Raw genomic sequence first — 23,551 nt, forward strand, 5'->3', positions numbered from 1 at the left:
GCGCTCCGACGATGCGGGCCGGAACGGCCCGAGGAGGAGGAACGCCATCAAACCCAGCGCTCCGACGATGCGGGCCGGAACGACCCGAGGAGGAGGAACGCCATCAAACCCAGCGCTCCGACGATGCGGGCCGGAACGACCCGAGGAGGAGGAACGCCGTCAGACCTAGCTTTTCCGGCCTCTACCCGATACGCCCAGTGCATCGAGCGCGGCTTGCACCGAGCACTCCCGCAACTCGTCATGCGGCGCCTCGGCGAACTGAATGCAACAGTCCTGCAAGCCGCCGAACGCGAGCACGCCGCGGGCCGCCTGCGCCAGTGTCGGCTCGGGACCGAACACCAGCCGGCCAAGCCGTTCCCGCCACGCCAGCACGGTGTCGATCAGGCCCAGTTCGGCAAGCATCGTCGAATCCGCCAACACCAGCATCAGGTCTCGGCGGTGCCGGTAGTGGAAGTCGAAGTAGCCATAGACCAGCTCTCGGACGTCGACGGCGGCGCGGCCCTCGTGTTCGGCGACGAATCGCTCGCCCTCTTCGATCAGCGGCACCAGGATGCTGCGCACCAGGTCTTCACGAGACGCGAAGTGGTAGTACAGCGCGGGTTTGGTGATACCCAGCTCGTCGGCGATGTCCTGCAGGCTGGTGCGCTGCACGCCCTGCCGGCCGAACAGTCCACGTGCCGCTTCCTGGATGCGCTGTCTGGTGTCTGACCTGGGCTTGGTCACTAGTACAGCCTAGCTGACCTACCGATAGGTAAGTGACGATGCTATGCTTACCGAACGTTAAGTAAGGAGGCAGCTGATGCGAGTCCTGGTCTCTGGCGCCAGCATCGCCGGCCCCGTTCTGGCCTACTGGTTAACGAAATACGGCTTCGACGTCACCGTCGTCGAACGAGCACCGCAGCTGCGTAAGACCGGTGGCCACGCCATCGATCTGTTTCGGCCCGCGATGGAAATCTCGGAGAAAATGGGCGTATTGCCACAGATCGAGGAACTGGCCACCGGCACAACGCAATTGACGCTGCACCGAGAGGGCGCCCGCGCGCCGGCAGGAGTAGACCTGACCAAAGTCCTTGGTGCGGTGTCGGACCGGCACGTGGAGATCATGCGCGACGATCTCAGCGAGGTCTACTACAACGCGGGCCGCGACGGCGTCGAGTACCTGTTCGGTGACTCGATAAGCGCGATATCACCGGACGGCGATGTGACTTTCGATCAGGCTGGAACCCGTCACTACGACGTCATCGTCGGCGCAGACGGTCTGCACTCTCACGTACGTCAGTTGGTGTTCGGACCCGACGCCGGACACACCCGGTTTCTGGGCGGGCACCTCGCGATGTTGTCGGTGCCCAAATCGTTCGCCCGCGAGGGAGAATCAGAAGGCCACTTGGGTACCGGACGCATCGCGATGATCTACACCGCAGCACCTCTGCAGGATGCACGCGCAGTGTTCGTGTTTCGCACCCAGGATGAGCTGCGCTACCACCATCGAGATGTGACGCGGCAGAAGGAATTACTGCGTGATGCATTCAGCGGCATGCATCCGCAGGTGGATCGCTGGCTCGACCGGCTCGGCGGCGAAGCCCCCTTCTACTTCGACTCGATCACCCAGTTGCAGCTGGACACCTGGTCGCGCGGCCGGGTCACCCTGGTCGGGGATGCCGGTTATTGTCCCGGCCCCGGCGTCGGCGGCAGCACCAGCCTCGCGGTCCTCGGCGCCTACATACTTGCCGGCGAACTGGCGCAAGCCGCCGGCGACTACCCGCGGGCCTTTGCGTCCTACCAGCGGCTGATGGCCGACCCCGTCCGCCACAGCCGTGCCTTCGCCCGCACCGCGGCCAAGAGCATCGTCCCGGGTTCCGCAGCCGGCGTGTGGGCGCTGACGCTTGGCGCACAACTGATCTCGGCCCTGCCGGCCGGGCTGAGCCGGGCCGTCGCCAAGCTCAATAGCAAGGGCGTGCGGCTCTACGACACCATGCAGTACCCGGCTTACCAGTTCGAGCAGACACAAAATCGCCCATTTCGCTAGGCGAAAGGGCGATTTCGTGTCGTGTCAGACCTTACGTGAGTGAGTCCGGCGGCAGGAACCGGTCGCCGTACTTCTCGGCCAGCTCGCGGGCGCGGGCCACGAAGGCTTCCTTGCCCCGGCCGAGCGGACCCTCGTAACCGACGATGTACTGCGCGCTACCACCGGTCCACGGCGGAAACCCGATGCCCATGATCGATCCGATGTTCGCGTCGGCAGTGGTCATCAGCACGTTCTCGTCGAGGCACTTCTGAGTTTCCAGCGCCTCGGCGAACAGCATCCGGTCGATCATGTCCTGCAGCGGCAGCTCAACCGAACCTGACTTGAACGTCTCCCGCAGGCCCGGCCACAAACCGGAACGCTTGCCGTCGGGGTACTCGTAGAAGCCGGCGCCCTTGAGACGGCCCGACCGTCCGACCTCAATCATCTTCTCCACCACGGCTTCTGCCGGGTGCGGCTCATACTTGCCGCCGGCGTCCTCGACACCCTTGCGGGTAGCGACCGCGATCTTGTGCATCAGCTCCAGGTTGAGCTCGTCGGAGAGCTGCAACGGCGGCGCCGGGTAACCGGCCTGCGAACCCGCCTGCTCGATGCTGGCCGGCTCGACACCCTCGCCCAGCATCGCCAGCGCCTCGTTGACGAAGGTGCCGATCACGCGTGAGGTGAAGAAACCGCGGCTGTCGTTGACCACGATCGGGGTCTTGCCGATGGCCAGCGTGTAGTCGAACACCCGGGCCAGCGCCTCGTCAGAAGTCTTCTCGCCCTTGATGATCTCCACCAGGGGCATCTTGTCGACCGGCGAGAAGAAGTGGATCCCGATGAAGTCCTCCTGCCGCTTGACGCCAGTCGCCAGACCGGTGATGGGCAGCGTCGAGGTGTTGGAGCCGAGCAGTGCGTTGGGCTCGACGATGTCCTCGATCTCCTGGAAGACCTTGTGCTTGAGGTCCTGGCTCTCGAAAACGGCCTCGATCACGAAGTCGACGCCCTTGAAGTCGGCGGGGTCGGCGGTCGGAGTGATGCGCGCCAGCAGAGCGTCGCTCTTCTCCTGCGTGGTGCGGCCCCGCTCCAGCGCCTTGGCCTCCAGCTTCTCGGAGTAACCCTTACCCTTCTGCGCGGCCTCGATGCTCACATCTTTGAGGACCACGTCGTAGCCGGCTTTGGCCGAGACGTAGGCGATGCCCGCGCCCATCATGCCGGCGCCGAGCACACCGATCTTGTTGATCTTGACCGGCTCGATGCCGTCCGGGCGTGACTTGCCGGCGTTGATGGCCTGCAGGTCGAAGAAGAACGCCTGGATCATGTTCTTCGACACCTGGCCGGTGACCAGCGTGGTGAAGTAACGGCTCTCGATGCGGCTGGCCGTGTCGAAGTCCACCTGCGCGCCCTCGACCGCGGCCGACAGGATCGCCTTCGGCGCCGGCATCGGCGCACCCTTGATCTGCTTACGCAGCAAGGCGGGGAACGACGGCAGGATCGACGCCAGCCCTGGCGACGACGGTGTGCCGCCGGGCATCTTGTAGCCCTTCTTGTCCCACGGCTGCTCGTGGCTGTCGGGGTTGGCCTTGATCCACGCCTTGGCGGCAGGCACCAACTCCTCGACCGTCGGCAGCAGCTCGTCGATCAGACCGAGCTCCTTGGCCTTGGCCGGCTTGAACCGGGTGCCCTGCGACAGGATGTTGACGAAGGCATTCTGGATGCCGAACATCCGGACGCTGCGGGTCACACCGCCGGCACCCGGCAACAGACCCAGCGTCGCCTCGGGGAAGCCGAACTGAGCTCCCTTGACGTCGGCCGCGATCCGGTGGTGGCAGGCCAGCGCGATCTCTAGGCCGCCGCCGAGCGCGGCGCCGTTGAGGGCCGCCACGACCGGCTTGCCCAGGGTCTCGAGCGTGCGCAACTGCTTCTTGACGTTCTCGACCAGATCAAATGCTTCACCGGCGTTCTCCGGACCGATCTGGATCATGCTCTTGACGTCACCGCCGGCGAAGAAGGTCTTCTTGGCGCTGGTGATCACCACGCCGGTGATCGAATCCTTCTCCGCGACAAGGCGATCGACCGCCTTGCCCATCGACTCGATGTAAGCCTCGTTCATCACGTTGGCCGACCCCGACGGGTCGTCCAGGGTCAGCGTGACGATGCCGTCGGCATCCTTGTCCCACTGAATTGTGTTGTCGGCCATGTACTTACACCCTCTCGATGATCGTCGCGACACCCATGCCGCCGCCAATACAAAGCGTCACCAGCGCGCGCTGGGCGTTGCGGCGCTCCAGCTCGTCGACCATGGTGCCCATGATCATGGCGCCGGTGGCACCCAGCGGGTGGCCCATGGCGATCGCACCGCCGTTGACGTTGAGCTTCTCGTCCGGGATGTTCAGGTCCTTCTGGAACTTCAGCACCACCGAGGCGAAGGCCTCGTTCAGCTCGAACAGGTCGATGTCGTCGACGGTCAGGCCGGCGCGGTCGAGCACCTTGAGGGTGGCCGGGGTCGGGCCGGTGAGCATGATCACCGGGTCGGCGCCGCTGGTCGCGGTGGCGACGATGCGGGCACGCGGGGTCAGGCCCTGCGACTTGCCGGCGGCCTCGCTACCGATCAGCACGAGCGCGGCGCCGTCGACGATGCCGGAGCTGTTGCCACCGGTGTGGACGTGGTTGATCTTCTCGACGTAGTGGTACTTCTGCAGCGCCACGTCGTCGAAGCCACCCATGGCCGCGAGGGCCTCGAAGGCCGGCTTCAGTTTGCCCAGACCTTCCTTGGTGGTGTCGGGCCGCATGTGCTCGTCGTGGTCGAGGATCAGCAGACCGTTCTGGTCGCGGACCGGGACGACGGACTTGGCGAAGTAGCCGCCAGACCACGCCTCGGCGGCCTTCTCCTGGCTGCGCAGGGCGTAGTTGTCCACGTCGTCGCGGGTGAAGCCCTCGATGGTGGCGATCAGGTCGGCGCCGATGCCCTGCGGGACGAACATGACGTCGTAGTTGGTGGCCGGGTCCAGGCCCATGGCGCCGCCGTCGGATCCCATCGGCACGCGGCTCATCGACTCCACACCACCGGCCAGCACCATGTCGTCCCAGCCCGAGCGCACCTTCTGCGCGGCGGTGTTGACGGCCTCGAGGCCCGATGCGCAGAACCGGTTGAGCTGGACGCCGCCGGAGGTGACGGGCATGCCGGAGGCCAGCACCGCGGCGCGGGCGATGTCACCGCCCTGGTCGCCCACGGGCGAGACGCAGCCCAGGATGACGTCGCTGATCAGGTTCTCGTCGAGGTCAGGGTTGCGCTTGCGCAGCTCCTCGATGAGGCCCACGACCAGGTTCAGTGGCTTGACTTCGTTCAGCGCGCCGTTGCGTTGCTTGCCGCGCGGCGTGCGGATGGCCTCGTAGATGAAGGCTTCTTCGGACATGTCGGTTTCCTGTTCCAAAAAGGGAGGGTTTGGATCCGTCTTAAAGAGTAGGTCCAGGAAAGAAACACTAACAGGGGCTTCGGCCAACCTGTTGGTTGGGAGGGAGTTCGCAGGTCAGGGCGCTGGGCGGTCCGATGCACCCGGCCCACCCGGCGCGAGCGTGAAGCTGGCCGCACGCTCGGCGTCGAGCGTGAAGCTGGCCGCACACTCGGCCACCGCGAAGCCCAATAAGCTCGACCACCATGACGGTCACGCGGCTGCAGCCCTACGCGACCACGGTGTTCGCCGAGATGTCGGCGCTGGCCGCGCGGATCGGCGCGGTGAACCTCGGCCAGGGCTTTCCCGATGAGGACGGGCCCCCGCAGATGCTCAAAGCCGCGCAGGACGCCATCGCCGCGGGCGTCAACCAGTACCCGCCCGGGTTGGGCATCGCACCGCTGAGACAGGCCATCGCCGCACAGCGCCACCGCCATTTCGGCGTCGTCTACGACCCCGACACCGAGGTGCTGGTCACGGTCGGCGCCACGGAGGCCATCGCCAGCGCCGTGCTGGGCCTGGTGGAGCCCGGCTCGGAGGTGCTCTTGATCGAGCCCTTCTACGACTCCTACTCCCCCGTGGTGGCGATGGCCGGCGCACACCGGGTCGCGGTGCCCCTGGTGGCCGACGGCCGCGGTTTCGCTCTGGACGTCGACGCACTGCGCCGCGCGATCACCCCGCGAACGCGCGCCCTGATCGTCAATTCCCCGCACAATCCCACCGGAGCGGTGCTCAGCCACAGCGAACTTCAGGCCATCGCCGAGCTCGCGGTGGCCGCCGACCTGCTCGTGATCACTGACGAGGTGTACGAGCACCTGGTCTATGACGACCTCACCCACCTACCACTCGCCGGGTTCGACGGCATGGCCGAGCGCACCGTCACCATCTCGAGCGCGGCCAAGATGTTCAACTGCACCGGCTGGAAGATCGGCTGGGCATGTGGGCCCGCAGACCTGATCGCCGGCGTGCGCGCAGCCAAGCAGTACCTCAGCTATGTCGGCGGGGCGCCGTTTCAGCCTGCGGTGGCGCTGGCGCTGGACACCGAAGACGACTGGGTGAGGGCCCTGCGCGATTCGCTGCAGGCTCGACGGGACCGGCTGGCCTCGGGACTGAGAAAGGTCGGCTTCGAGGTGCACGACAGCTTCGGCACCTACTTTCTGTGTGCCGACCCGCGTCCGCTGGGCTACGACGACAGCTCGGCCTTCTGCGCGGCGCTACCGGAGAAGGTCGGCGTGGCGGCCATCCCGATGTCGGCCTTCTGCGATCCGGCGGCCGAGCACGCCGATGTATAGAATCACCTGGTGCGCTTCACATTCTGCAAACGTGAGGACACCCTCGACGAGGCGGTCAGCAGACTCGAAGCGCTGCGCGAGGACTAGCCGAGGCTTCCCATCACGCGGCGTCGCAGTCCCTCGGTCGCCGCGTCGAGGATCTTCTTGCGGGCGCGGTTGACCAGGAATTCGGGCAGCGGCGCCGAGGGTTCGACGGTGATGGTGAACCGCACCCTCGTCTTCTCGTCGCCCTCGCGGCTCAGGTTGTACTCGCCGTGCTGACCGTGTTGCTGTTTGGTCTTCTTGGCATCCCACACCACCCAGTCCGGGCCCCAGTGATACTCGAGCAGCTCCCGGTCGATGATGCCCACCACCTTGATGGCGACCTTCACATAGCGGGGCCGGCCATCGGGCCAGGTTTCGACGACTTCGGCCCGCTTGTGCACCGACGACCACGACGGCACCGCCTGCATGTCGGCAAGCGCGTCGATGATGACGTCCGGTGGTGCGTCGATAACGACTTCACTCGATGCTTGAATGGCCACTGTCGTTCAAACTAGCAATCGATGACCGGTCGAAAAGGTCACTTTTCGTCCTGATCCGAAATGTCGCCCATAACGCGTTTCTGCAAGCCCTTGGCCGCGGCATCCAGAATCTGCTCACTCGCCCGCCGGACGATGAAGCCGGGAATCGGGCCGGACGGTTCCACGGTGACGTCGAACCGCACCCGGGTCTTGTCGAGACCTTCGGGGGTGAGCTTGTATTCGACGTGCTGACCGTGTTGCTGGAAGGTCTTATCGGCATCCCAGCACACCCAGTCCGGACCCCAGTGGTATTCGAGAATCTCCTTGTCCACCAGGCCCAGAATCTTGACCGTCGCCCGCACGTGGTGTGGCCGTCCGTCGGGGTAATAGTCGATCACTTCAACGCTTTTGTGCAGCGATGACCAAGACGTCAGATTGCTGACGTCTGCCAGCGCCTCCATGATCACTTCCTGGGGCGCATCAATGACGAATTCTCGCGACGCTTTTACAGCCACCGAGTTCAAGCTAGCAACGCCACGGCGAGCCCGGACCCGGTTCAGGCAAATACCTTGTTACCAGCCTATTTCGGCGAGCGCCGTAGTCTGCGCCGGCGGCCGCCCCACCGGCGGGGCCGGAGTCCGGGAGAACCGCGGCGCCGGCGCGGCCTGCTCGACGCCGTGGGCGGTGATCACCGTCGACCGACCGGTCAGATGAGCGTCGCGGGCGGCTTCGGCCCACGTCAGCACCGGGGTCACACAGGCATCGGTGCCGGCGAACACCTCGGTCCACTCATCGCGGGTGCGACCGGCGAACTTCTCGGTGAACAACTCACGCATCCGCGGGAAGGCGCCGGCGTCGAGTTGCGCGGGCACCTCGTCCACCGACAGCCCCAGGCCGGCGAGCAGCGCCGCGAAGAACTGTGGCTCGATGGCGCCGACGGCCATGTACTTGCCATCGGCGGTCTCGTAACAGCGGTAGAACGGGGCGCCGCCGTCGAGCAGGAACGATTCGCGCTCGTCGCGCAGCGCGCCGGTCGACTTCATCGTCCACATCATCTGGGCGAGCACGCTGACCCCGTCGACCATGGCGGCGTCGATCACCTGCCCGAGGCCCGAGCGCTCGCGCTCGTACAGCGCCGTCACGATGCCCAGCAGCACCAGCATCGAGCCCCCGCCGAAATCGGCCACCAGATTCAGCGGCGGCATCGGCGGCCGGTCGCGATAACCCAAGGCCGACATCGCGCCGGTCTGCGACAAGTAGTTGATGTCGTGACCCGCTGTCGATGCCAGCGGCCCATCCTGTCCCCAGCCGGTGATGCGGGCGTAGATCAGCCGGGGGTTGACGGCCGCGCACTCCTCGGGCCCGATGCCGAGGCGCTCGCAGGTGCCGGGCCGGAAGCAGTCGAGCAGCACGTCGGCCTTGGCTGCCAGTTCGAGCAGCGCACCGGGCTGCGTCTTGACATCGAGGTCGACGATCCGCTTCCCGCGGTGCAGCAGGTCACGGTCTTCGGCGGGCATCTGCAGGCCGCCGGGCCGGCGCACTCGCACCACATCCGCCCCCAGATCGGCCAACACCATGCCCGCGTGCGGACCCGGACCGATGCCGCCGAGTTCGATGACCCTGACCCCGGCCAGTGGCCCCCCGCCAACCACTGTCGGCTACTTACCCTTCTTCACCTTCAGCACGCGCTCGCGCAGATCCTTGGTGGCCGAATCGATCGTCCCCTTGACGGCCCGCTTGAGGACGAAGCCGGGGAGCGGCACGTTCGGGTCCGCCAGGAGGTCGAACTTGACCAGAGTGGAGTCGCCCTTGGGAACGAGGACGTATTTCCCGTCCTGCGCCTTCTGCTGGGCAGAGCTGACCAACTCCCAGCTCACCTCATTGTCTTTCCACGTGTAGGCGACCACTTGTTCGTCCGTGATCCCCGCGACCTTGACCTTCATCTTGACCTTGCTGGGCCGCCCGTCGGCTCCCGTCTCGAGGATCTCCGCGCTCTGATGCGGTTCGGACCACTCGGGCATCGCCTCAAAATCAGCGATGACATCCAGGATCTCCTCGGGACTGGCTTCGATGACGATCTCGCGGGATTCTTTGATTGCCATGGCCCGCACGATATCGCGGGCAGCGCCCGGCGGGAATAGGCTCTTTCCAGGCGTACCGTCGTCTGCGTGACTGATCCCGCTTACACCGTCGGTGATTATCTTCTCGACCGCCTTGCCGAACTCGGGATCTCGGAGATCTTCGGCGTTCCGGGCGACTACAACCTGGCGTTCCTCGATCACATCGTGACCCACCCGAAGCTGCGCTGGGTGGGCAACGCCAACGAACTCAACGCCGGCTATGCCGCCGACGGTTACGGGCGCCTTCGCGGATTGTCAGCTGTGGTAACGACTTTCGGCGTCGGTGAGCTATCGCTGGCCAACGCCATCGCGGGCAGTTACGCCGAACACGTGCCCGTTGTCCACATCGTCGGCGGGCCGTCGAAAGACGCGCAGGCCACCCGCCGTGCCCTACACCACTCGCTCGGCGACGGCGACTTCGAGCACTTCCTCCGGATAAGCCGCGAAATCACCTGCGCTCAAACCAATCTCATGCCGGCGACAGCATGCCGGGAGATCGACCGGGTGTTGTGCGAAATCCGGGAGCAGAAGCGTCCCGGCTACATCCTGATGTCCACCGACGTGGCGCGCTTCCCCACCGAACCCCCCGCGAACCCATTGCCCGGCACCAGCGGGGGTACCAGCCCCCGCGCCTTGGCCATGTTCACCGAGGCCGCCACCAAGTTGATCGGTGACCACCAATTGACCGTGCTCGCTGACCTGTTGGTGCACCGTCTGCAAGCGGTCGACGAACTCCAATCCCTCTTGGACGCAGACGTTGTGCCGCATGCCACGTTGATGTGGGGCAAGAGCCTGCTCGACGAAAGCTCGCCCAACTTCATGGGTATCTATGCGGGCACGGCCAGTACCGAGCGGGTCCGCACGGCCGTCGAAGAGGCGCCCGTGCTGGTGACGGCGGGGGTGGTGTTCACCGACATGGTCAGCGGCTTCTTCAGCCAGCGGATCGACCCGGCTCGCACCATCGATATAGGCCAGTACCAGAGCAGCGTGGCCGACGAGGTGTTCGCGCCCCTGGAGATGAGTGCCGCACTCACCGCGTTGACGGCGATCCTCACCGAACGCGGAATCACGTCGCCGGCCGTCCCGGCACCGGCGGACCCGCCACCGGCGCTCACGCCCGCACATGACGAGCCGCTCACCCAACGAATGCTGTGGGACAGGCTCTGCGCGGCACTGACGCCCGGGAACGTGGTGCTGGCCGATCAGGGCACGTCGTTCTACGGGATGGCCGACCACGTGCTGCCTCAGGGCGTCACCTTCATCGGCCAACCCCTTTGGGGCTCAATCGGTTACACGTTGCCTGCAGCCTTCGGCGCGGCGGTGGCGCATCCGGAGCGCAGGACGGTGCTGCTGATCGGCGACGGCGCGGCGCAGTTGACCGTGCAGGAACTCGGCTCCTTTTCCCGCGAAGGACTCTCGCCCGTCATCGTGGTGGTCAACAACGACGGTTACACCGTCGAACGCGCGATCCACGGAGAGACCGCCCCCTACAACGACATCGTCGGCTGGAACTGGACCCAGGTCCCCGCAACGCTGGGGGTGGCCAACCACCTCGCGTTCCGGGCGCAGACCTATGGCGAACTCGACGAGGCACTCACCGCGGCCGCCGAGAACCAGGACCGCATGGTCTTCGTCGAGGTGGTGTTGCCGCGACTCGAAATCCCGCCACTGCTTGGGCAACTCGTGGGCAACATGCACCCGGCGCCGCGCTTATAACCGGGGCGCGCCCTCGATCTGCTCGAAGATCTTCGAGAACTGGAACGGTGTCTGCACGATCCCGCTGCCGTCGACGGCGTCGACAGCGCCCAGGGTGCCCGAGACGTCGCGGGGCAACTCCCACATGGACAGTTCGCCGATGTGGTTCTGCACGGCAAAGTTCGTCAGCTTCTGCGCGTCGGCCAGCGTGAAGATCTCGAGCGGGTCGTCGTTGATTCCCACCAGCGGCGTCACCCCGAGCATCGACCAGGCCTGCTGGCTCGACATCGAGGGGTACAGCGACATCAGTTGGCCGTGGGTGGCTGTTGCGGCATCGATCGCGTACTGGCCCATGCCCGGGTTTCCGGCCTGGTCGAAGCCCGGGCCGTAGTCCATGGCCATGATGTTCACGTGTGAGATGTTCACGCCGTTGGCCGTAGCGGTCTGCAGAACGCTCAAGCCGCCGCCCTGCCCCGGGACCAAGCCGCTCGGCAGCACCGGAAGGGTGTAGGAGACGGACACGGGCGTGCCGTTGGCCGCCATCTGCTGCTGCAGCAGGGCGATGGCCTTCGACTGGGTGGACATGGCTTGGGTGTTGCCCTGCAAGGCGCCTTCGACATCGAAGTCGAGGTTGTAGACGTGGTAGGCGTTCACCACCGACGCATACTGCTGCGCCAGCGCAGCCGGAGTCTGACCGCTGACCGCGGACAGATCGGTACCGAATGCACCACCGAACGAGATCGTTCCGGTGATGGCAGCGTTGTGCATGCTGGCGATCTGGTTGTTGATGAAGGCGCTCTCCGAACCGCCCGTGACGTCGTAGGCCGGGTAGCCGCCCCAGGCCGCGTGGCCGGAGGGGTCCGCGTTGATGAAGGCGAGGGTCGCGTGGGTGACTCCGTTTTGCGCAGCGGTCGCGAAGTCGTATCCGTTGGGGCCGGGCCACAGCGTGATGTCGACGTAGGGCGAGTACACCCCGGTCCCGCCGGTGCCCCCGGTTCCCGTGCCGGTGCCTCCGGTGGAAGTACCGCCCGTCGAGGTGCCGCCGGTCGAGGTGCCGCCCGTCGTGGTGCCGCCCGTCGTGGTGCCACCGGTCGTTGTGCCGCCGGTCGACGTGCCGCCCGTCGCAGTGCCGCCGGCGCCGGTCGCCGGCTGCCCGTTGAGCAGGAGATTGGTGGGCGCGGAGTAGGAGCCCGTTTGCGTCGCCTGGAAGCCGACGGTGACCGAGTCACCGGGAGCGATCGTCTGCGTCCAGGACTCGGGTGTCACGGTGTAGTGCGTACCTGAGTGGGCAAGCTGACCGCTCCAGGCGCTGGTGATGGATTCATTTGCCGGCAAATCGAATTGAAGGTTCCAGTTGGTCACGGGTGTGGTGCCCGTGTTGGTGATCTTGTAGTCGGCGACGAAGCCGTTGTCCCAGTGCGACGTCGCCGTGTACGTCGCGGTCAGGCCGCCAGTGCCGGTAGCGGTTCCGGTCCCCCCGGTGGTGCCGGTCCCGGTCCCGGTCCCCGTGCCACCGCTGGTGCCCGTCCCCGTGCCGCCGGTAGTACCCGTCCCTGCCCCGGTGCCCGTCCCCGTTCCGCCGGCGGTCCCGGTCCCGGTCCCCGTCCCTGCTCCGGTGCCCGTCCCCGTGCCCCCGCTGGTACCCGTGCCCCCGGTCGTGCCCGTGCCACCCGTGGTGTCCGTGCCCGTGGCCCCCGTTCCCGTGCTCCCCGTTCCGGTACCGGCGCCCGTGTCGCCGACGGGATGTCCGTTCACCAGAAGATTCGTGGGAGCCGCGTAGGCCCCGGAGTGCGACGCCTGAAAACCGACGGTGACCGAGCTACCCGGCGCAATGGTGCTGTTATAACTTTCGGGCGTCACCGTGTACTGGGTGCCCGACTGCGCAACCTGACCGTTCCACAGATTAGTGATGGATTCATTTCCCGGCATGCTGAATTGCAGCTGCCAGTTGGTCATGGGCGTGGCACCGGTATTGGTGAGCGTGTAATGGGCGACAAAACCGTTACTCCACTGAGAAGACGTCGCATAAGTGGCCGTCAGGCCGGTGCCGGCACCACTGGCCGCGGTGGTCGCTGCGGCCGCGGTCGTCGCAGCGCCGGCCTGGGTGGTCGCAGGGCCGGCCACGGACGTCGCAGCGCCGGCCGGGGCCGTCGTCACCGACGTCGTAGTCGTCGATCCCGACGCGCCAGCAGTGCCGGCGGTCGCCGCCGTCGCGCCCGACGTTGACCCCGCCCCCGACTGGGGCGTCACCGTCGCCGAGGTCGTAGTCTGAGAAGAAGCGGTGCTCACCTGCGCTTTCGCCGCGTCACTCGGCGTGGCCGCCGCCGCGGCGGCTCTGCCGCCGGCCCGTCCGGTGGCAGCGTTCGCCAGGCCGGTCGCTTGCTGACCGAGATTCCGCAGCAGGGACGCACCGCTCGCCTCAGCGCCGGCATAGGCCCCGGCGGCGGCCGTCAGTCCCCTGACCACCCGCGCCTGAAACGCCGATGCTTCGGCGCTGAGCACCTGATACTCATGTGCGTGGGAGTTGAACAGCACCGCAATGGCCCCGGACACCTCGTCGGCGGCGGCCGCCAGTATCTTCGCCGTGGGAATCGCCGCGGCATTATTCACAGCACTTAAATTAGAACCGATTTCTGAAATAGAATTTGCAGCCGTGGCCAGAACGTCCGGCGTTGTTGTCAGATATGACATGCCCATCTTCCTTGATCACGCGTCAATAACTTGCTTATAACGAGAACATCACAAGGAGAATTGCCGACACATCACAGCGTGTCAACTATCCGGCGTAAGCAGAATTCCTAAATTTTTTGTAAGCGCCGGTCAGGGGATCAGGAACCCAGCCCGCGGGGACAGGGCGGTGCTACGCCTTCGGCGCCGGGACGTTCCGCGCTCCCCGAGGCGATGATGGCGCGGACGGTGCGCCGGCAACGCCCGCAATCGGTACCCGCCCCGCAGGCGGCGGCGACCTGATTCGTTGTCGCCGCTCCGGCCGCGACGGCATCGGCCACCATCTGGCTGGTGATGCCGTTACACAGGCACACGAACATCGAGTGACCCGATCACTCCGCTTCGATGCGCATCATGTCGAAATAGCGACCGACGAACAGCGGCGGGTAGGCGCCCACTCCCGCACCGCCGCCCATCCATTGGGCGGTGGAGTCTGGGTGGTCGATCCACTGCCGAGCGCTTTCCTCGTCGGGAAACTCCTGCAGGATCAACACTTCGTGGGAGTCGTCAAAAGCCTGAAACACCCAGGTCTTTCGGACTCCGGCGGCGGTGAATCGGTCCATCGCATGCCCGACCCGCGCGGTCAGGGTGGACACATCGTCGACCGATGCGAATGCGGCCAGCACCACGCCCGGAGCTTTAGGGGCGGCTGGCGGGGTGGTGATGAATCGTTCGACGATCTCGCCGGCGAACACCGCCGGTATGTCCTCCACCCCGGCCTCGTCGAACCAGTCGAAGAACACCCGGGACCGCAACAGCTCCACGATCGGTTCGCGACTGTGCACGCCGATCATGACCAGGACGCGGCCGTAGTCGTGCGTCGAGACATAGACCAGGACGTGGTGTGCGCCGATGTCCGCGAGGGCGGCTTTGTTTCGCTCGAGCAGGGGCCACACCCGGGTCGGATCCGGGATGCGGTAGTCCGACGCGATCACCATGGAGTGAATATCGCCGTCGGTCATCGCACTCCTTATGCCGGATTGAACTGCGAAATGAGCCACTTCCCATCGGCTTTCGTCAGCGTCACCAGCACGCTGCTCGACGTCGTCGACGGCTCCGGTCGGTCACGGCTCTGCGTGCTCTGATTGATGAACAGCAGCACGGTGGCCGAGTCAGGATGGAATTCCGTGAGCGCGCCGCGCAACACCACGGCGGTCGTTTTAACCGCCTTCTGCTTGGCAGCAGGAGCGACGATCTGCTGGGTGAATTGGTCGTAGTACGACAGGAAGTCACCCGTGAGATGAGAGCGCGCGGTGGAGAAGTCGCGGTCGAGAGTGTCTGGTGAATACGAGAGGATGGCGATCGTTCCGTCGCTGGCGGCGGCGATGGCCGACTTGGCAGCCGCGGCATCCACCGCGCGGTCCGGCCGGTAGGAAAACCAGTACAGCCCGCCCAGAACCGAAAGCGAGGTCACGACAACCAAGGTCAACACGGCGGCACCGAGCTTGCCCGACCACTTGCGCTTCCCAGACGACCGCTTCCTGACCCGTTCGGTCAAGCCCCTGAATCGCCCGGCCCGCGGCTCGTCGGACTTCTCAATGACATCGGGCTCTTCGGTCGCCTCAACCGTCGTCGACTTCTTGGGGCTCACGGGACGAACTCGACTTTCGACATCTTGAGCTGTCCACCCTCTCGGGTCATTGTCACGATCAGCCGGTACTTGCGTGGATCCTGTTTGGCACCAGCCGCATTGGTGACTTCCGACGTGCTGGCGACCAGCACCACCGCTGAGTTGTCGGTCATCGAATCCAGGTCCACGGCGGCGGCCTGAACGGAGCCCTGCGACACCACCTTCGACTGCTCGACAACGTTGGTGAAATCGTCGGCCATCTTCAGGAAGTCGTCCTTGAACGTTCCGGTAGAGACTTCGACGATTCGCTGCACTCCTTCTTTCGCGTGCTCGAAGTCCAGTGACGTCAAGGTCACGACACCTTGCCGGGCTGCTGCTGCGTACTCCGCGGCCTGCTGACGCTCCCGCACCGCGTGCTTGTGCAGCACGGCCATCTCCACGGCGGCACCCACGGCGACAAGCGATATGAGGACAGCCAGCACCGCGGCGACCGCCGAGAGTTTCGGCCGGCCGGGCCACCGTCGGCCCGACTCAGAAGCCGACTCGGAAGCCGACTCGGAAGCTTTGTCGGATACCAGGGTCTCCGACGAATCGTCCTCGGCCGACTCGTCGTCGGCGTCCTCTGACTCATCGTCGGCGTCCTCTGAATCGTCCGCGGATTCGGTAGGCTCCGGCTCCGGCTCCGCCTCCGAAGCCTGCTCTACGACGACGGAATCCGCCGACTCGTCTTCGTCCTCGTCATCCTGAGCGTCATCGGCATCGCTGATGTCTTCTTCGACAGGCTTTTTGGTCTCGGCGAGTTCAGCCTCGCGACGCAACTTTATGGCCCGGGCGCGGGCGCGGGCGGCGGCGGCAAGAGCTTCGGCTTCGGCGGCCTCAGCCTCGGCCTCGTCGGCGAGTGACAAGATCTCCGCGGCAGTGGGGGGTGGGTCGCCCTTTTTCACCAGACCTGCTCGTCGCTCAATCTGAACTCCTCTACCGCTTGCCCCTTGGTGACAAATCAGCTCGTGGCCGCTGGAACGCGACCGGCGCCGCCGTTGGCCAAACCCTACTCGGCACCCGCGAAGGCGGCGAGCAATCGGGCGGCCTACGACCACCTCCGTCGGTAGCCCGCGGAGAGGCAGATTATCACCCTCCACCGCACAGGCTACCGGTTGTGCACCAATATCGGCCGCTGAAAGCCCCACAAGCAGTGGAAATAGCGTTCTCAAACTTAACATACGCGAGCATTCGGATTGGCTCCGCGTCCTACCGCAGCAGGTCCTTGACCACTTTTCCGGTCGCGTTGAGCGGTAGCGCCTCGAGGAACTCCACCGTCCGTGGCACCTTGAATCCCGCCATGCGTTCCCGGCACCAGTCGATCAGTTCCGTTGCCTCGACCGGACTTTTCCGCACCACGAACGCCTTGCCGACCTGGCCGAGCCGCTCGTCGGGAACACCGATCACGGCGGCCTGAGCTACCGCAGGGTGGCCGATCAGAAACCCTTCGATCTCGGCCGGGTAGGCGTTGAATCCGCCGACGATGAACATGTCCTTCTTGCGGCCGACGATGCGCAACCGCCCCGTGTCGTCGAAATTCCCCAGGTCTCCGGTGTGTAGCCAGCCATCGGCATCGATCGCGTCCGCGGTGGCAACGGGGTCGTCCAGGTAGCCCTGCATGACGCCGTAACCGCGCACGAGCACTTCACCGTCAGCACCGACCCGCACCTCGACGCCCGCGCAGGGCAGCCCTGCCGTCGTAGCCACAGCCTCAAAGGAATCACCAGGCCGTGACAGCGTCACGTTCCCGGCCTCGGTGAGCCCGTAACCGGTCATCAACGTCTGGAACGGCAGCTCACCATGGATGCGACGGACCAGTTCGACGGGAATGTCCGCGGCTCCGGTGACCCCTGCGCGCAACGTCGACAGCCGTGTCTTGTCGGCCACCGTCAGCAACGAGTGATACAGCGTCGGCGGGCCAGGCAGCATCGTGACCCGCTCGCGCTCAATGAGATCCACCACCGAGTCGACGTCGAACACCGCGACCGGCAACATGGTCGCGCCCCGCAGGAAAGACGTGACGAGTCCGGCCTTCAGTCCGAAGGTGTGAAAGTAGGGATTGATCTGCAGATAGCGGTCGCCCTCACGCAGGTCCGCCAGCGTTGCCCATTCTTCGTACATCCGCAGCGTTTGGCGATGATTCATCATCGCGCCCTTCGGACGGCCGGTCGTACCCGAGGTGAAAATGATGTCCGAGATGTCACTGCCGCTGATCGAACGCTCGAAAGGCGCACCACTGGAAAGGAAGTCAGATTTCAGGTCGATTACGGGGATGTCCGCCGGAGCGCCGTATTCCTGCCCCAGGAACCCCTGCTGAACCAGCACGGCCCGGGCCCCGCTGCGGATGATGATGTCGCCGGCCTCATCGGCTTTGAACCGGGTGTTGACCGGCACCAGCACGCCGCCGGCGGTGAGTAAGCCGAACGCCGCGACGATCCACTCCGCGGAGTTGGGCGCCCAGATCGCCACTCGGTCGCCCTTGTCGACCCCGAGATCGGCGAAAGCACCTGCGGCGCAGCGAATTCGCTCAACCAGCTCAGCGAAGGAGTAGCGCAGCGGACCGTCCACGACCGCTTCGGCGTCGCCGAATCGGTCCGCCGCGCTCAAGACCATCTCGGGGATGGTCTGCCACCTCTGATCGGTCAGGTGGCTGGTCACACCGTGACGAGCCGACCGAGGTTTCCGCCCATGATCTTCGCCTGCGACTCAACGGGCAGGTGGGACAGCGCGTTGATGTAGTAGGTCGGCTCTGCCAGTCCCTCCGGGTGCGGCCAGTCCGATCCGTACAGCACCTGGTCCACACCGACGAGCTTGATCAGATCGTCGATGCCCTCCTCGAAGAAGGGGCTGACGTAGATCCGGTTCTTGACCGTCTCGACGGGGTCGCTTGGGAAGGCTTCCGGGGCCTTCCGGAACACCTCGGCCAGGCCGTCCAGCAGTGGGGTCATCCACTTCGACCCGGCCTCGACGATCGCGACCTTCAGCTTGGGATGGCGGTACAGCGCGCCGTGAATCACCCACGAGCCCACCGCGTCCTGGATCGGCCGCCACTCGTTGAGAATGCCCATCGCATTGGTCTGGAATGGCAGCATCTCCTGGTCGGCGCCGTCCCACTCGGAGGTGTAGCGGGAGTAGCCGCTGTCGCTGGAGTGCATGCCGACCAGCAGGTCGTGCTCGACGACCCGCTCCCAGAACGGGTCGAACTCGGGCAGCGCGAACGACCGCGGGCCGCGGAAGCCGGGGACCGGGGCCGGCCGGATCAGGATGCAGCGGGCACCGCGCTTGACCACCCACTCCAGCTCCTCGATCGCCTTCTCCACGATCGGCAGGGTGATGACCGGGGTGGTGAAGATGCGGTTCTGGTAGTTGAAGCCCCAGACCTCGTCGAGCCACTCATTCAGCGCATGGATCAGCACGTGGATGGCGACCGGGTCGTCGCGCAGGCGCTCCTCGATCAGGCTGGCCAGCGTCGGGAACATCAGCGTACGGTCCAGGCCCAGCTCGTCCATCTTCTCCAAGCGCGGTCCGGGCTCGAAGAACGCCGGGATCGCGCGCATGGGTTCTCCGAACAGCTCGCGCTTGGTCTTGCCGTCCGGGTTGCCGTACTTGAAGTACTCCTCCCAGGCACCCGGCCGCGCGACGACCTCGAACGTCGGGTTGGGAATGTAGTTGCTGATCACGCCGCGCAGCGCGATCTTGGTGCGCCCGTTGATCTGCACGTACTGGACGTAGTCCTTGTACTGCTTGGGCAGAAACTTCGTCAGCGCTTCCGGCGGCTCGTACAGGTGGTTATCCGCGTCAAAAAGCGGGAACGGGACGTCTTCCCGATGCGACAGCTGCCCCATGAAATCCTCCTTCGCGATTTCTGAGAATACTATTCTCTCAGCCGGATGCGCGCAACGACGGTGCGGCCGAGCTGGGGGCACGCCCCGGCAAGTGGGCGGTACCCCCACCCGCTTGCGGGGGTACGCAAAAGCCCCTGTTTCGCCCCGCAATCAGGGGCTTTGCGTTTGCTCGCGAAGGGGCGTGCCGCCAGGTCGCGGGGAACGTCAGCACTTCGCGCTGATCTTGAAATCCACTGTCGCGGCTTCGGTGGGCTTCGCGGTGACGGCGCCGTTCGCGGTGCCGCTGATGACGAAGTTACTGCCGTCGAAACGGGTGGTGGCCGCCCCGCCGCCGCCCGGTGCCGCCGTGGTGGTGCCCGTGAAGCCGCCCAAATTGTGAAACCGCACGGAGATGGTGGTCGCCGGATGTTGGCGCTGATCCAGGATCGCCGTCGCGCCCGACTCGTCGTTGCCCAGCGCGATCGTCCGGTACCACTCCTGCTGATAGCACCGGACCAGATCGGGCCGCACCTCGGTGCCGTTGATGTTCACCGTCGCCGTACTGGCGAGCTGACCCTGAGACGGCGCGCTGCAGCCGGCGAGGGCGGCCGCCGCGAATACCGCCGCTGCGACCGCCGCGATTCGGTTCTGCACCTGGCACCCCCATGGGCAACTTCGTCAACTTCGGGACCTGCGCTGATGATGCTATTCTCCGGGAACGAGAATGCCAATATCGCCGTTCTCGCGCCCTGAGGAGTGATCACCCATGGTCGAGCTGGAGTTCGACGAGCTCGGCACCGGGGTCGCCGTCCTCACCATCGATCGGCCCCATGCGCGCAACGCCATCGCGCTGGAAACCATGGGGCAACTCGAGCAGGCACTGCATGCCGCCGCCGGCGCCCGTGCTCTGGTGATCAGGGGCGCCGGCGACCGGGCGTTCGTATCCGGCGGCGATCTCAAGGAACTCAGCGCGCTGCGCACCGAAGAGGACGCCGCGGCGATGGCGAAGCGGATGCGGGCGGTGTGCGATCAGATCGCGGCGTTCCCGGCTCCGGTGATCGCCGCGCTCAACGGTCACGCCTTCGGCGGTGGTGCCGAAGTCGCTGTGGCCGCGGACATCCGGGTTGCCGCCGACGACATCAAAATCGCGTTCAATCAGGTGCAGTTGGAGATCATGCCGGCGTGGGGCGGCGCCGAGCGCCTGGCCGCGTTGGTCGGCAGGAGTCGAGCACTCTTGCTGGCGGGCAGCGGAACTGCGCTCGACGCCGCTGAAGCCGAACGCATCGGCCTGGTGGACGTGGTGCTGCCGCGGGCATCCTTCGACACACCCGACAAGGGATGGCGCGCGGTCGCCGCCTCGTTGACCCGCCGTCCCGCCGCCGAGATAAAGCGAGTAATCAGCGGAGTTTCCGCTGATGAGGCGATAGCATCATTTGCACGGCTATGGGTGGCAGACGCGCACTGGCAAGCCGCAGAGCGGGTCATGAACCGCACAGCCAATCCGCGCCCGGCAGCCGGAGGAGCGATATGACAACCACCGCAACGAAGTTCGTGGGCCTGGCCGTATCGACGTTGCTTGCCGGGCTGCTGAGCCCCGCTCCGGCGACAGCCGATGACGACCCGCCCATGCACCAGGTGGTCTACACCATCTCGGCCAAGAACCCGATCTACGCCGACATCTACTACCAGGATCAGGACCCGACGAAGTTCTCCGACTACAGCCACAACCCATACACGTTCACGCCGAACATCCAGGCCGACATCGCCCCCGGCAGGCCATGGATCCAGCAGGTGATGCTCATCAACCCCGACGCGTGGGCGATGGTCAGCGTCAGCACTGGACGGCAACCCGGCACGCCCGGGTTTCACTGCACGGTGTCGGTCGACGGGAATGTGGTCGTGTCTAAGGACGGAGACAAGGGCGTGCTCTGTTCGCTGCGGACCTGGTGAGCCGCCGCGCCGGTGAACATGTCCGTCCTCGGTTCGCCTTCCAGACGGCGCAGGTGACGCTCCACGAACGCCGTCGTTTCGGCGTGGCCATCCGACATTCCCAGCGCCTGTTCGAGAACCATGAAGCGCGACAGGCTGGTCATGAAAACGGTCCACACCATCGGCGGCACGTCGTCGGTGTTGACCGCATATCGCTGCAACGCCGCCGCCACGGCCGTCCTTTGCTCTTCGCGGAAACGTTCGGCGTAGTAGGCGATTTCGGCCCGCATTTCCTTGCGGTGATTCGCCAGTGCCATGAATTCCATGGAGATTCGGGCGAAACCCGGATCGGAACCGAACTTCCACAGCGCCCACAGAGGCTGCGGCGACTGCAGCAGCCGACTCTGCGCCTGCAGGCCCTCGTCGGCCCGGCGCCGAAAAACAGCCAGGAACAGCTCCTCCATCGTGCGGAAGTAGTAATGCACCAGCTGCGGCTTCAGTCCCGCCTCACTGGCCAGCCGCCGCGAAGTCACTGCGGCGTAGCCCTCTTCAAGCATCAGCTGTTCGGCCGCGTCGAGCAGCAGGCCGCGATTCTTCGCGTCCGGCGCTCCGATCCTGCGGGCCGATGTCATCGCTCTACTCCGTACTGTGCGCACTCACTGGCGGTCACGCCGATCGTAGCCACCGGACCGGGCCGGTCCGGCCGCGCGACCTTGACCCTGACATTACCGCCATGCTAAGCAAGTGCTCAGCAGAGCATCTCATTCGGGCGGCGCCAGTTCTCGTCGCCAACTCAGCATTGGCGCCACACAGGCCCGGCTCCAGGAGGCACGTAAGACATGAGCGACTACGACACCATCGACTTTTTCACCGATCCGTCACTGGTTCCCGACCCGTACCCGTACTTCGACTATCTGCGTAGCTGCAACCCGGTGCTGCGGCTTCCCCACCACGGGGTCGTGGCCGTCACCGGCCACGCAGAGGCCACCGCCGTCTACAAGGACACCGAGTCCTTCTCGAATTGCGTTGCGCTGGGCGGACCTTTCCCCCCACTGCCGTTCACACCCGAGGGCGACGACATCAACGCCCAGATCGACGCGCACCGCGAGAGCTTCCCGATGTACGAGCACATGGTCACCATGGACCCGCCCGACCACAGTCGCGCCCGGTCGATCCTGAGTCGGCTGCTGACTCCCAGCCGCTTGAAGCAGAACGAGGAGTTCATGTGGCGCCTCGCCGACCGCCAACTCGACGAGTTCCTGGTCAACGGCGAATGCGAGTTCATCGGAGAGTATTCAAAGCCGTTCGCCACGTTGGTGATTGCCGACCTGCTCGGTGTTCCTGAGGAGGACCACAAGGAGTTCCGGATCGTCCTCGGCGCTGACCGTCCGGGCCGGGTGGGAGCTCTCGACCATGAGTCGGTAGGCGTCAACCCGTTGGAGTTCCTCGACGAGAAATTCTCCTCCTACATCGAGGACCGGCGCGCGCACCCACGCGATGACGTGCTGACCGCGCTGGCCACCGCGAAGTACCCGGACGGGTCGACGCCCGAGGTCATCGACGTAGTGCGTTCGGCCACCTTCCTTTTCGCTGCCGGCCAGGAGACCACGGCCAAGCTGCTCAGTGCCGCGTTACAGGTGATCGGCGACCGGCCGGACATCCAGCAGCAGCTACGTGACGACCGCAGCCTGATTCCCGGGTTCATCGAAGAGTCGCTGCGCATGGAGAGCCCGGTCAAGAGTGACTCTCGGCTGGCCCGCCGCGCCACCCAGGTCGGCGGAGTGGACATCCCGGCCGGAACCGTGGTGATGGTGTTACCGGGTGCGGCCAACCGCGACCCGCGCCGGTTCGACAATCCGCACGAGTTCCAACTCGACCGCAAGAACGTCAGGGAGCACATGGCTTTCGCGCGTGGTGTGCACTCCTGCCCGGGTGGTCCGCTGGCCCGGGTGGAGGGCCGGGTATCCATCGAACGCATCCTGGACCGGATGGCCGACATCGGGATCAACGAGGCCGAGCACGGCCCGGCAGACGCCCGCCGCTACACCTATGAGCCGACGTACATCCTGCGGGGACTGAACAACCTGCACCTCACGTTCACACCGCAATAAGCGCTCAGCGCAAGGCCAGTCCGACGAAGTAGCTGCCGAACAATCCTGCGGCGATCAGCAACACCCAGGCGTCGGTCAGTCGGCAGAGCAGCGCCGGTGCCTGCCTGACCTCCATGAACTCGCGAAAGATGATGCGCACCTTGATGAGTGCGATCACGATAACGCTGGACGTGACCACCACGTTGGATCGCAGCGATCCGTCGGCCGAATGGTCGATCCACAGATAGCTCACCGTCAGTGCGGCCAGCACCAACCAGACAACCAGCAGCCTGCTGTTGAATTTCACC

22 protein-coding genes and 1 pseudogene are annotated in these 23,551 nt (G+C 65.6%); 6 read left to right on the forward strand and 17 right to left on the reverse strand.

Annotated elements, in window-relative coordinates:
- Nucleotides 1–165: 165 nt before the first annotated feature.
- Nucleotides 166–723 carry a TetR/AcrR family transcriptional regulator gene (locus tag C0J29_RS25700; RefSeq protein ID WP_120793962.1) on the reverse strand — a complete coding sequence of 186 codons (558 nt, stop codon included), beginning with the start codon at nucleotides 721–723 and terminating at the stop codon, nucleotides 166–168.
- A 76-nt stretch (nucleotides 724–799) separates the two neighbouring features.
- On the opposite strand from C0J29_RS25700, the gene C0J29_RS25705 reads away from it, so the two are divergent.
- Nucleotides 800–2,026 (forward strand): FAD-dependent monooxygenase, encoded by a 1,227-nt coding sequence (locus tag C0J29_RS25705; protein ID WP_120793963.1) that lies wholly within the window; start codon nucleotides 800–802, stop codon nucleotides 2,024–2,026.
- Between the two features lie 31 nt (nucleotides 2,027–2,057).
- On the opposite strand, the gene C0J29_RS25710 is transcribed toward C0J29_RS25705, so the two are convergent.
- The gene (locus tag C0J29_RS25710) at nucleotides 2,058–4,202 is read right to left on the reverse strand and encodes a 3-hydroxyacyl-CoA dehydrogenase NAD-binding domain-containing protein (RefSeq protein WP_065044310.1); all 2,145 of its coding nucleotides are present in this window, start codon (nucleotides 4,200–4,202) and stop codon (nucleotides 2,058–2,060) included.
- 4 nt (nucleotides 4,203–4,206) lie between these two features.
- The gene (locus C0J29_RS25715) at nucleotides 4,207–5,418 is read right to left on the reverse strand and encodes an acetyl-CoA C-acetyltransferase (RefSeq protein WP_065044309.1); all 1,212 of its coding nucleotides are present in this window, start codon (nucleotides 5,416–5,418) and stop codon (nucleotides 4,207–4,209) included.
- A 242-nt stretch (nucleotides 5,419–5,660) separates the two neighbouring features.
- On the opposite strand from C0J29_RS25715, the pseudogene C0J29_RS25720 reads away from it, so the two are divergent.
- A pseudogene (locus tag C0J29_RS25720) lies at nucleotides 5,661–6,833 on the forward strand (pyridoxal phosphate-dependent aminotransferase).
- Here the strand turns inward: C0J29_RS25720 and C0J29_RS25725 are convergent.
- From C0J29_RS25725 to C0J29_RS25740, 4 genes are read right to left on the reverse strand one after another with little or no spacing between them, the layout of a single operon-like run.
- Complete coding sequence (locus C0J29_RS25725; protein ID WP_065045172.1) at nucleotides 6,830–7,270, reverse strand: SRPBCC family protein; 441 nt, start codon at nucleotides 7,268–7,270, stop codon at nucleotides 6,830–6,832. The pseudogene C0J29_RS25720 and the gene C0J29_RS25725 sit on opposite strands and share 4 nt — an antisense overlap.
- Before the next feature lie 38 nt (nucleotides 7,271–7,308).
- A complete protein-coding gene (locus C0J29_RS25730) occupies nucleotides 7,309–7,764 on the reverse strand; it encodes an SRPBCC family protein (RefSeq protein WP_082978044.1) in 456 nt (151 codons plus the stop codon).
- Between the two features lie 57 nt (nucleotides 7,765–7,821).
- The gene (locus C0J29_RS25735) at nucleotides 7,822–8,901 is read right to left on the reverse strand and encodes a CaiB/BaiF CoA transferase family protein (RefSeq protein ID WP_065045173.1); all 1,080 of its coding nucleotides are present in this window, start codon (nucleotides 8,899–8,901) and stop codon (nucleotides 7,822–7,824) included.
- A 6-nt stretch (nucleotides 8,902–8,907) separates the two neighbouring features.
- The gene (locus C0J29_RS25740; RefSeq protein ID WP_055580586.1) at nucleotides 8,908–9,351 is read right to left on the reverse strand and encodes an SRPBCC family protein; all 444 of its coding nucleotides are present in this window, start codon (nucleotides 9,349–9,351) and stop codon (nucleotides 8,908–8,910) included.
- Nucleotides 9,352–9,417: 66 nt separating this feature from the next.
- Between C0J29_RS25740 and C0J29_RS25745 the strand changes: the two genes are divergently transcribed.
- A complete protein-coding gene (locus C0J29_RS25745; RefSeq protein ID WP_120793964.1) occupies nucleotides 9,418–11,085 on the forward strand; it encodes an alpha-keto acid decarboxylase family protein in 1,668 nt (555 codons plus the stop codon).
- On the opposite strand, the gene C0J29_RS25750 is transcribed toward C0J29_RS25745, so the two are convergent.
- From C0J29_RS25750 to C0J29_RS25785, 8 genes are all read right to left on the reverse strand, one after another.
- Entirely contained in the window at nucleotides 11,080–13,761 is a 2,682-nt protein-coding gene (locus tag C0J29_RS25750) for a cellulose binding domain-containing protein (RefSeq protein ID WP_308494757.1), read from the reverse strand. The genes C0J29_RS25745 and C0J29_RS25750 overlap by 6 nt on opposite strands.
- 131 nt (nucleotides 13,762–13,892) lie before the next feature.
- Complete coding sequence (locus C0J29_RS25755; protein ID WP_120793965.1) at nucleotides 13,893–14,111, reverse strand: (2Fe-2S)-binding protein; 219 nt, start codon at nucleotides 14,109–14,111, stop codon at nucleotides 13,893–13,895.
- A 12-nt stretch (nucleotides 14,112–14,123) separates the two neighbouring features.
- Nucleotides 14,124–14,753 carry a fatty-acid--CoA ligase gene (locus C0J29_RS25760; protein WP_065045176.1) on the reverse strand — a complete coding sequence of 210 codons (630 nt, stop codon included), beginning with the start codon at nucleotides 14,751–14,753 and terminating at the stop codon, nucleotides 14,124–14,126.
- An 8-nt stretch (nucleotides 14,754–14,761) separates the two neighbouring features.
- Complete coding sequence (locus C0J29_RS25765) at nucleotides 14,762–15,289, reverse strand: twin-arginine translocation pathway signal (RefSeq protein WP_231513335.1); 528 nt, start codon at nucleotides 15,287–15,289, stop codon at nucleotides 14,762–14,764.
- An 89-nt stretch (nucleotides 15,290–15,378) separates the two neighbouring features.
- Nucleotides 15,379–16,305, reverse strand: coding sequence for a hypothetical protein (locus C0J29_RS25770; protein WP_120793967.1), 927 nt, complete (start codon nucleotides 16,303–16,305; stop codon nucleotides 15,379–15,381).
- Between the two features lie 304 nt (nucleotides 16,306–16,609).
- Nucleotides 16,610–18,046 carry a FadD3 family acyl-CoA ligase gene (locus tag C0J29_RS25775; RefSeq protein ID WP_120794972.1) on the reverse strand — a complete coding sequence of 479 codons (1,437 nt, stop codon included), beginning with the start codon at nucleotides 18,044–18,046 and terminating at the stop codon, nucleotides 16,610–16,612.
- A gap of 8 nt (nucleotides 18,047–18,054) precedes the next feature.
- On the reverse strand, nucleotides 18,055–19,245 hold the full coding sequence (locus C0J29_RS25780) for an amidohydrolase family protein (protein ID WP_065045179.1): 1,191 nt from the start codon (nucleotides 19,243–19,245) through the stop codon (nucleotides 18,055–18,057).
- Nucleotides 19,246–19,449: 204 nt separating this feature from the next.
- Complete coding sequence (locus C0J29_RS25785; RefSeq protein WP_120793968.1) at nucleotides 19,450–19,878, reverse strand: lipoprotein LpqH; 429 nt, start codon at nucleotides 19,876–19,878, stop codon at nucleotides 19,450–19,452.
- Between the two features lie 112 nt (nucleotides 19,879–19,990).
- Here C0J29_RS25785 and C0J29_RS25790 point away from each other — a divergent pair, with 112 nt between their 5' ends.
- Together C0J29_RS25790 and C0J29_RS25795 are read left to right on the forward strand one after the other, a co-directional pair.
- Nucleotides 19,991–20,755 (forward strand): enoyl-CoA hydratase/isomerase family protein, encoded by a 765-nt coding sequence (locus C0J29_RS25790; RefSeq protein WP_120793969.1) that lies wholly within the window; start codon nucleotides 19,991–19,993, stop codon nucleotides 20,753–20,755.
- The gene (locus C0J29_RS25795) at nucleotides 20,752–21,174 is read left to right on the forward strand and encodes a hypothetical protein (RefSeq protein WP_120793970.1); all 423 of its coding nucleotides are present in this window, start codon (nucleotides 20,752–20,754) and stop codon (nucleotides 21,172–21,174) included. Before C0J29_RS25790 ends, C0J29_RS25795 begins: the two co-directional genes overlap by 4 nt.
- Here C0J29_RS25795 and C0J29_RS25800 read toward each other — a convergent pair.
- On the reverse strand, nucleotides 21,090–21,785 hold the full coding sequence (locus C0J29_RS25800) for a TetR/AcrR family transcriptional regulator (RefSeq protein WP_120793971.1): 696 nt from the start codon (nucleotides 21,783–21,785) through the stop codon (nucleotides 21,090–21,092). The two genes, C0J29_RS25795 and C0J29_RS25800, sit on opposite strands and share 85 nt — an antisense overlap.
- Before the next feature lie 207 nt (nucleotides 21,786–21,992).
- Between C0J29_RS25800 and C0J29_RS25805 the strand changes: the two genes are divergently transcribed.
- Nucleotides 21,993–23,264: a cytochrome P450 gene (locus C0J29_RS25805; protein WP_120793972.1), complete on the forward strand. Its 1,272-nt coding sequence runs from the start codon at nucleotides 21,993–21,995 to the stop codon at nucleotides 23,262–23,264.
- Nucleotides 23,265–23,268: 4 nt separating this feature from the next.
- Here C0J29_RS25805 and C0J29_RS25810 read toward each other — a convergent pair whose 3' ends face one another.
- Nucleotides 23,269–23,550 (reverse strand): cytochrome C oxidase subunit IV family protein, encoded by a 282-nt coding sequence (locus C0J29_RS25810; RefSeq protein ID WP_065165455.1) that lies wholly within the window; start codon nucleotides 23,548–23,550, stop codon nucleotides 23,269–23,271.
- Nucleotide 23,551 lies beyond the last annotated feature (1 nt).

Origin of the sequence: Mycobacterium paragordonae, from assembly GCF_003614435.1 — a bacterium.
GTDB classification, from domain to species: domain Bacteria; phylum Actinomycetota; class Actinomycetes; order Mycobacteriales; family Mycobacteriaceae; genus Mycobacterium; species Mycobacterium paragordonae.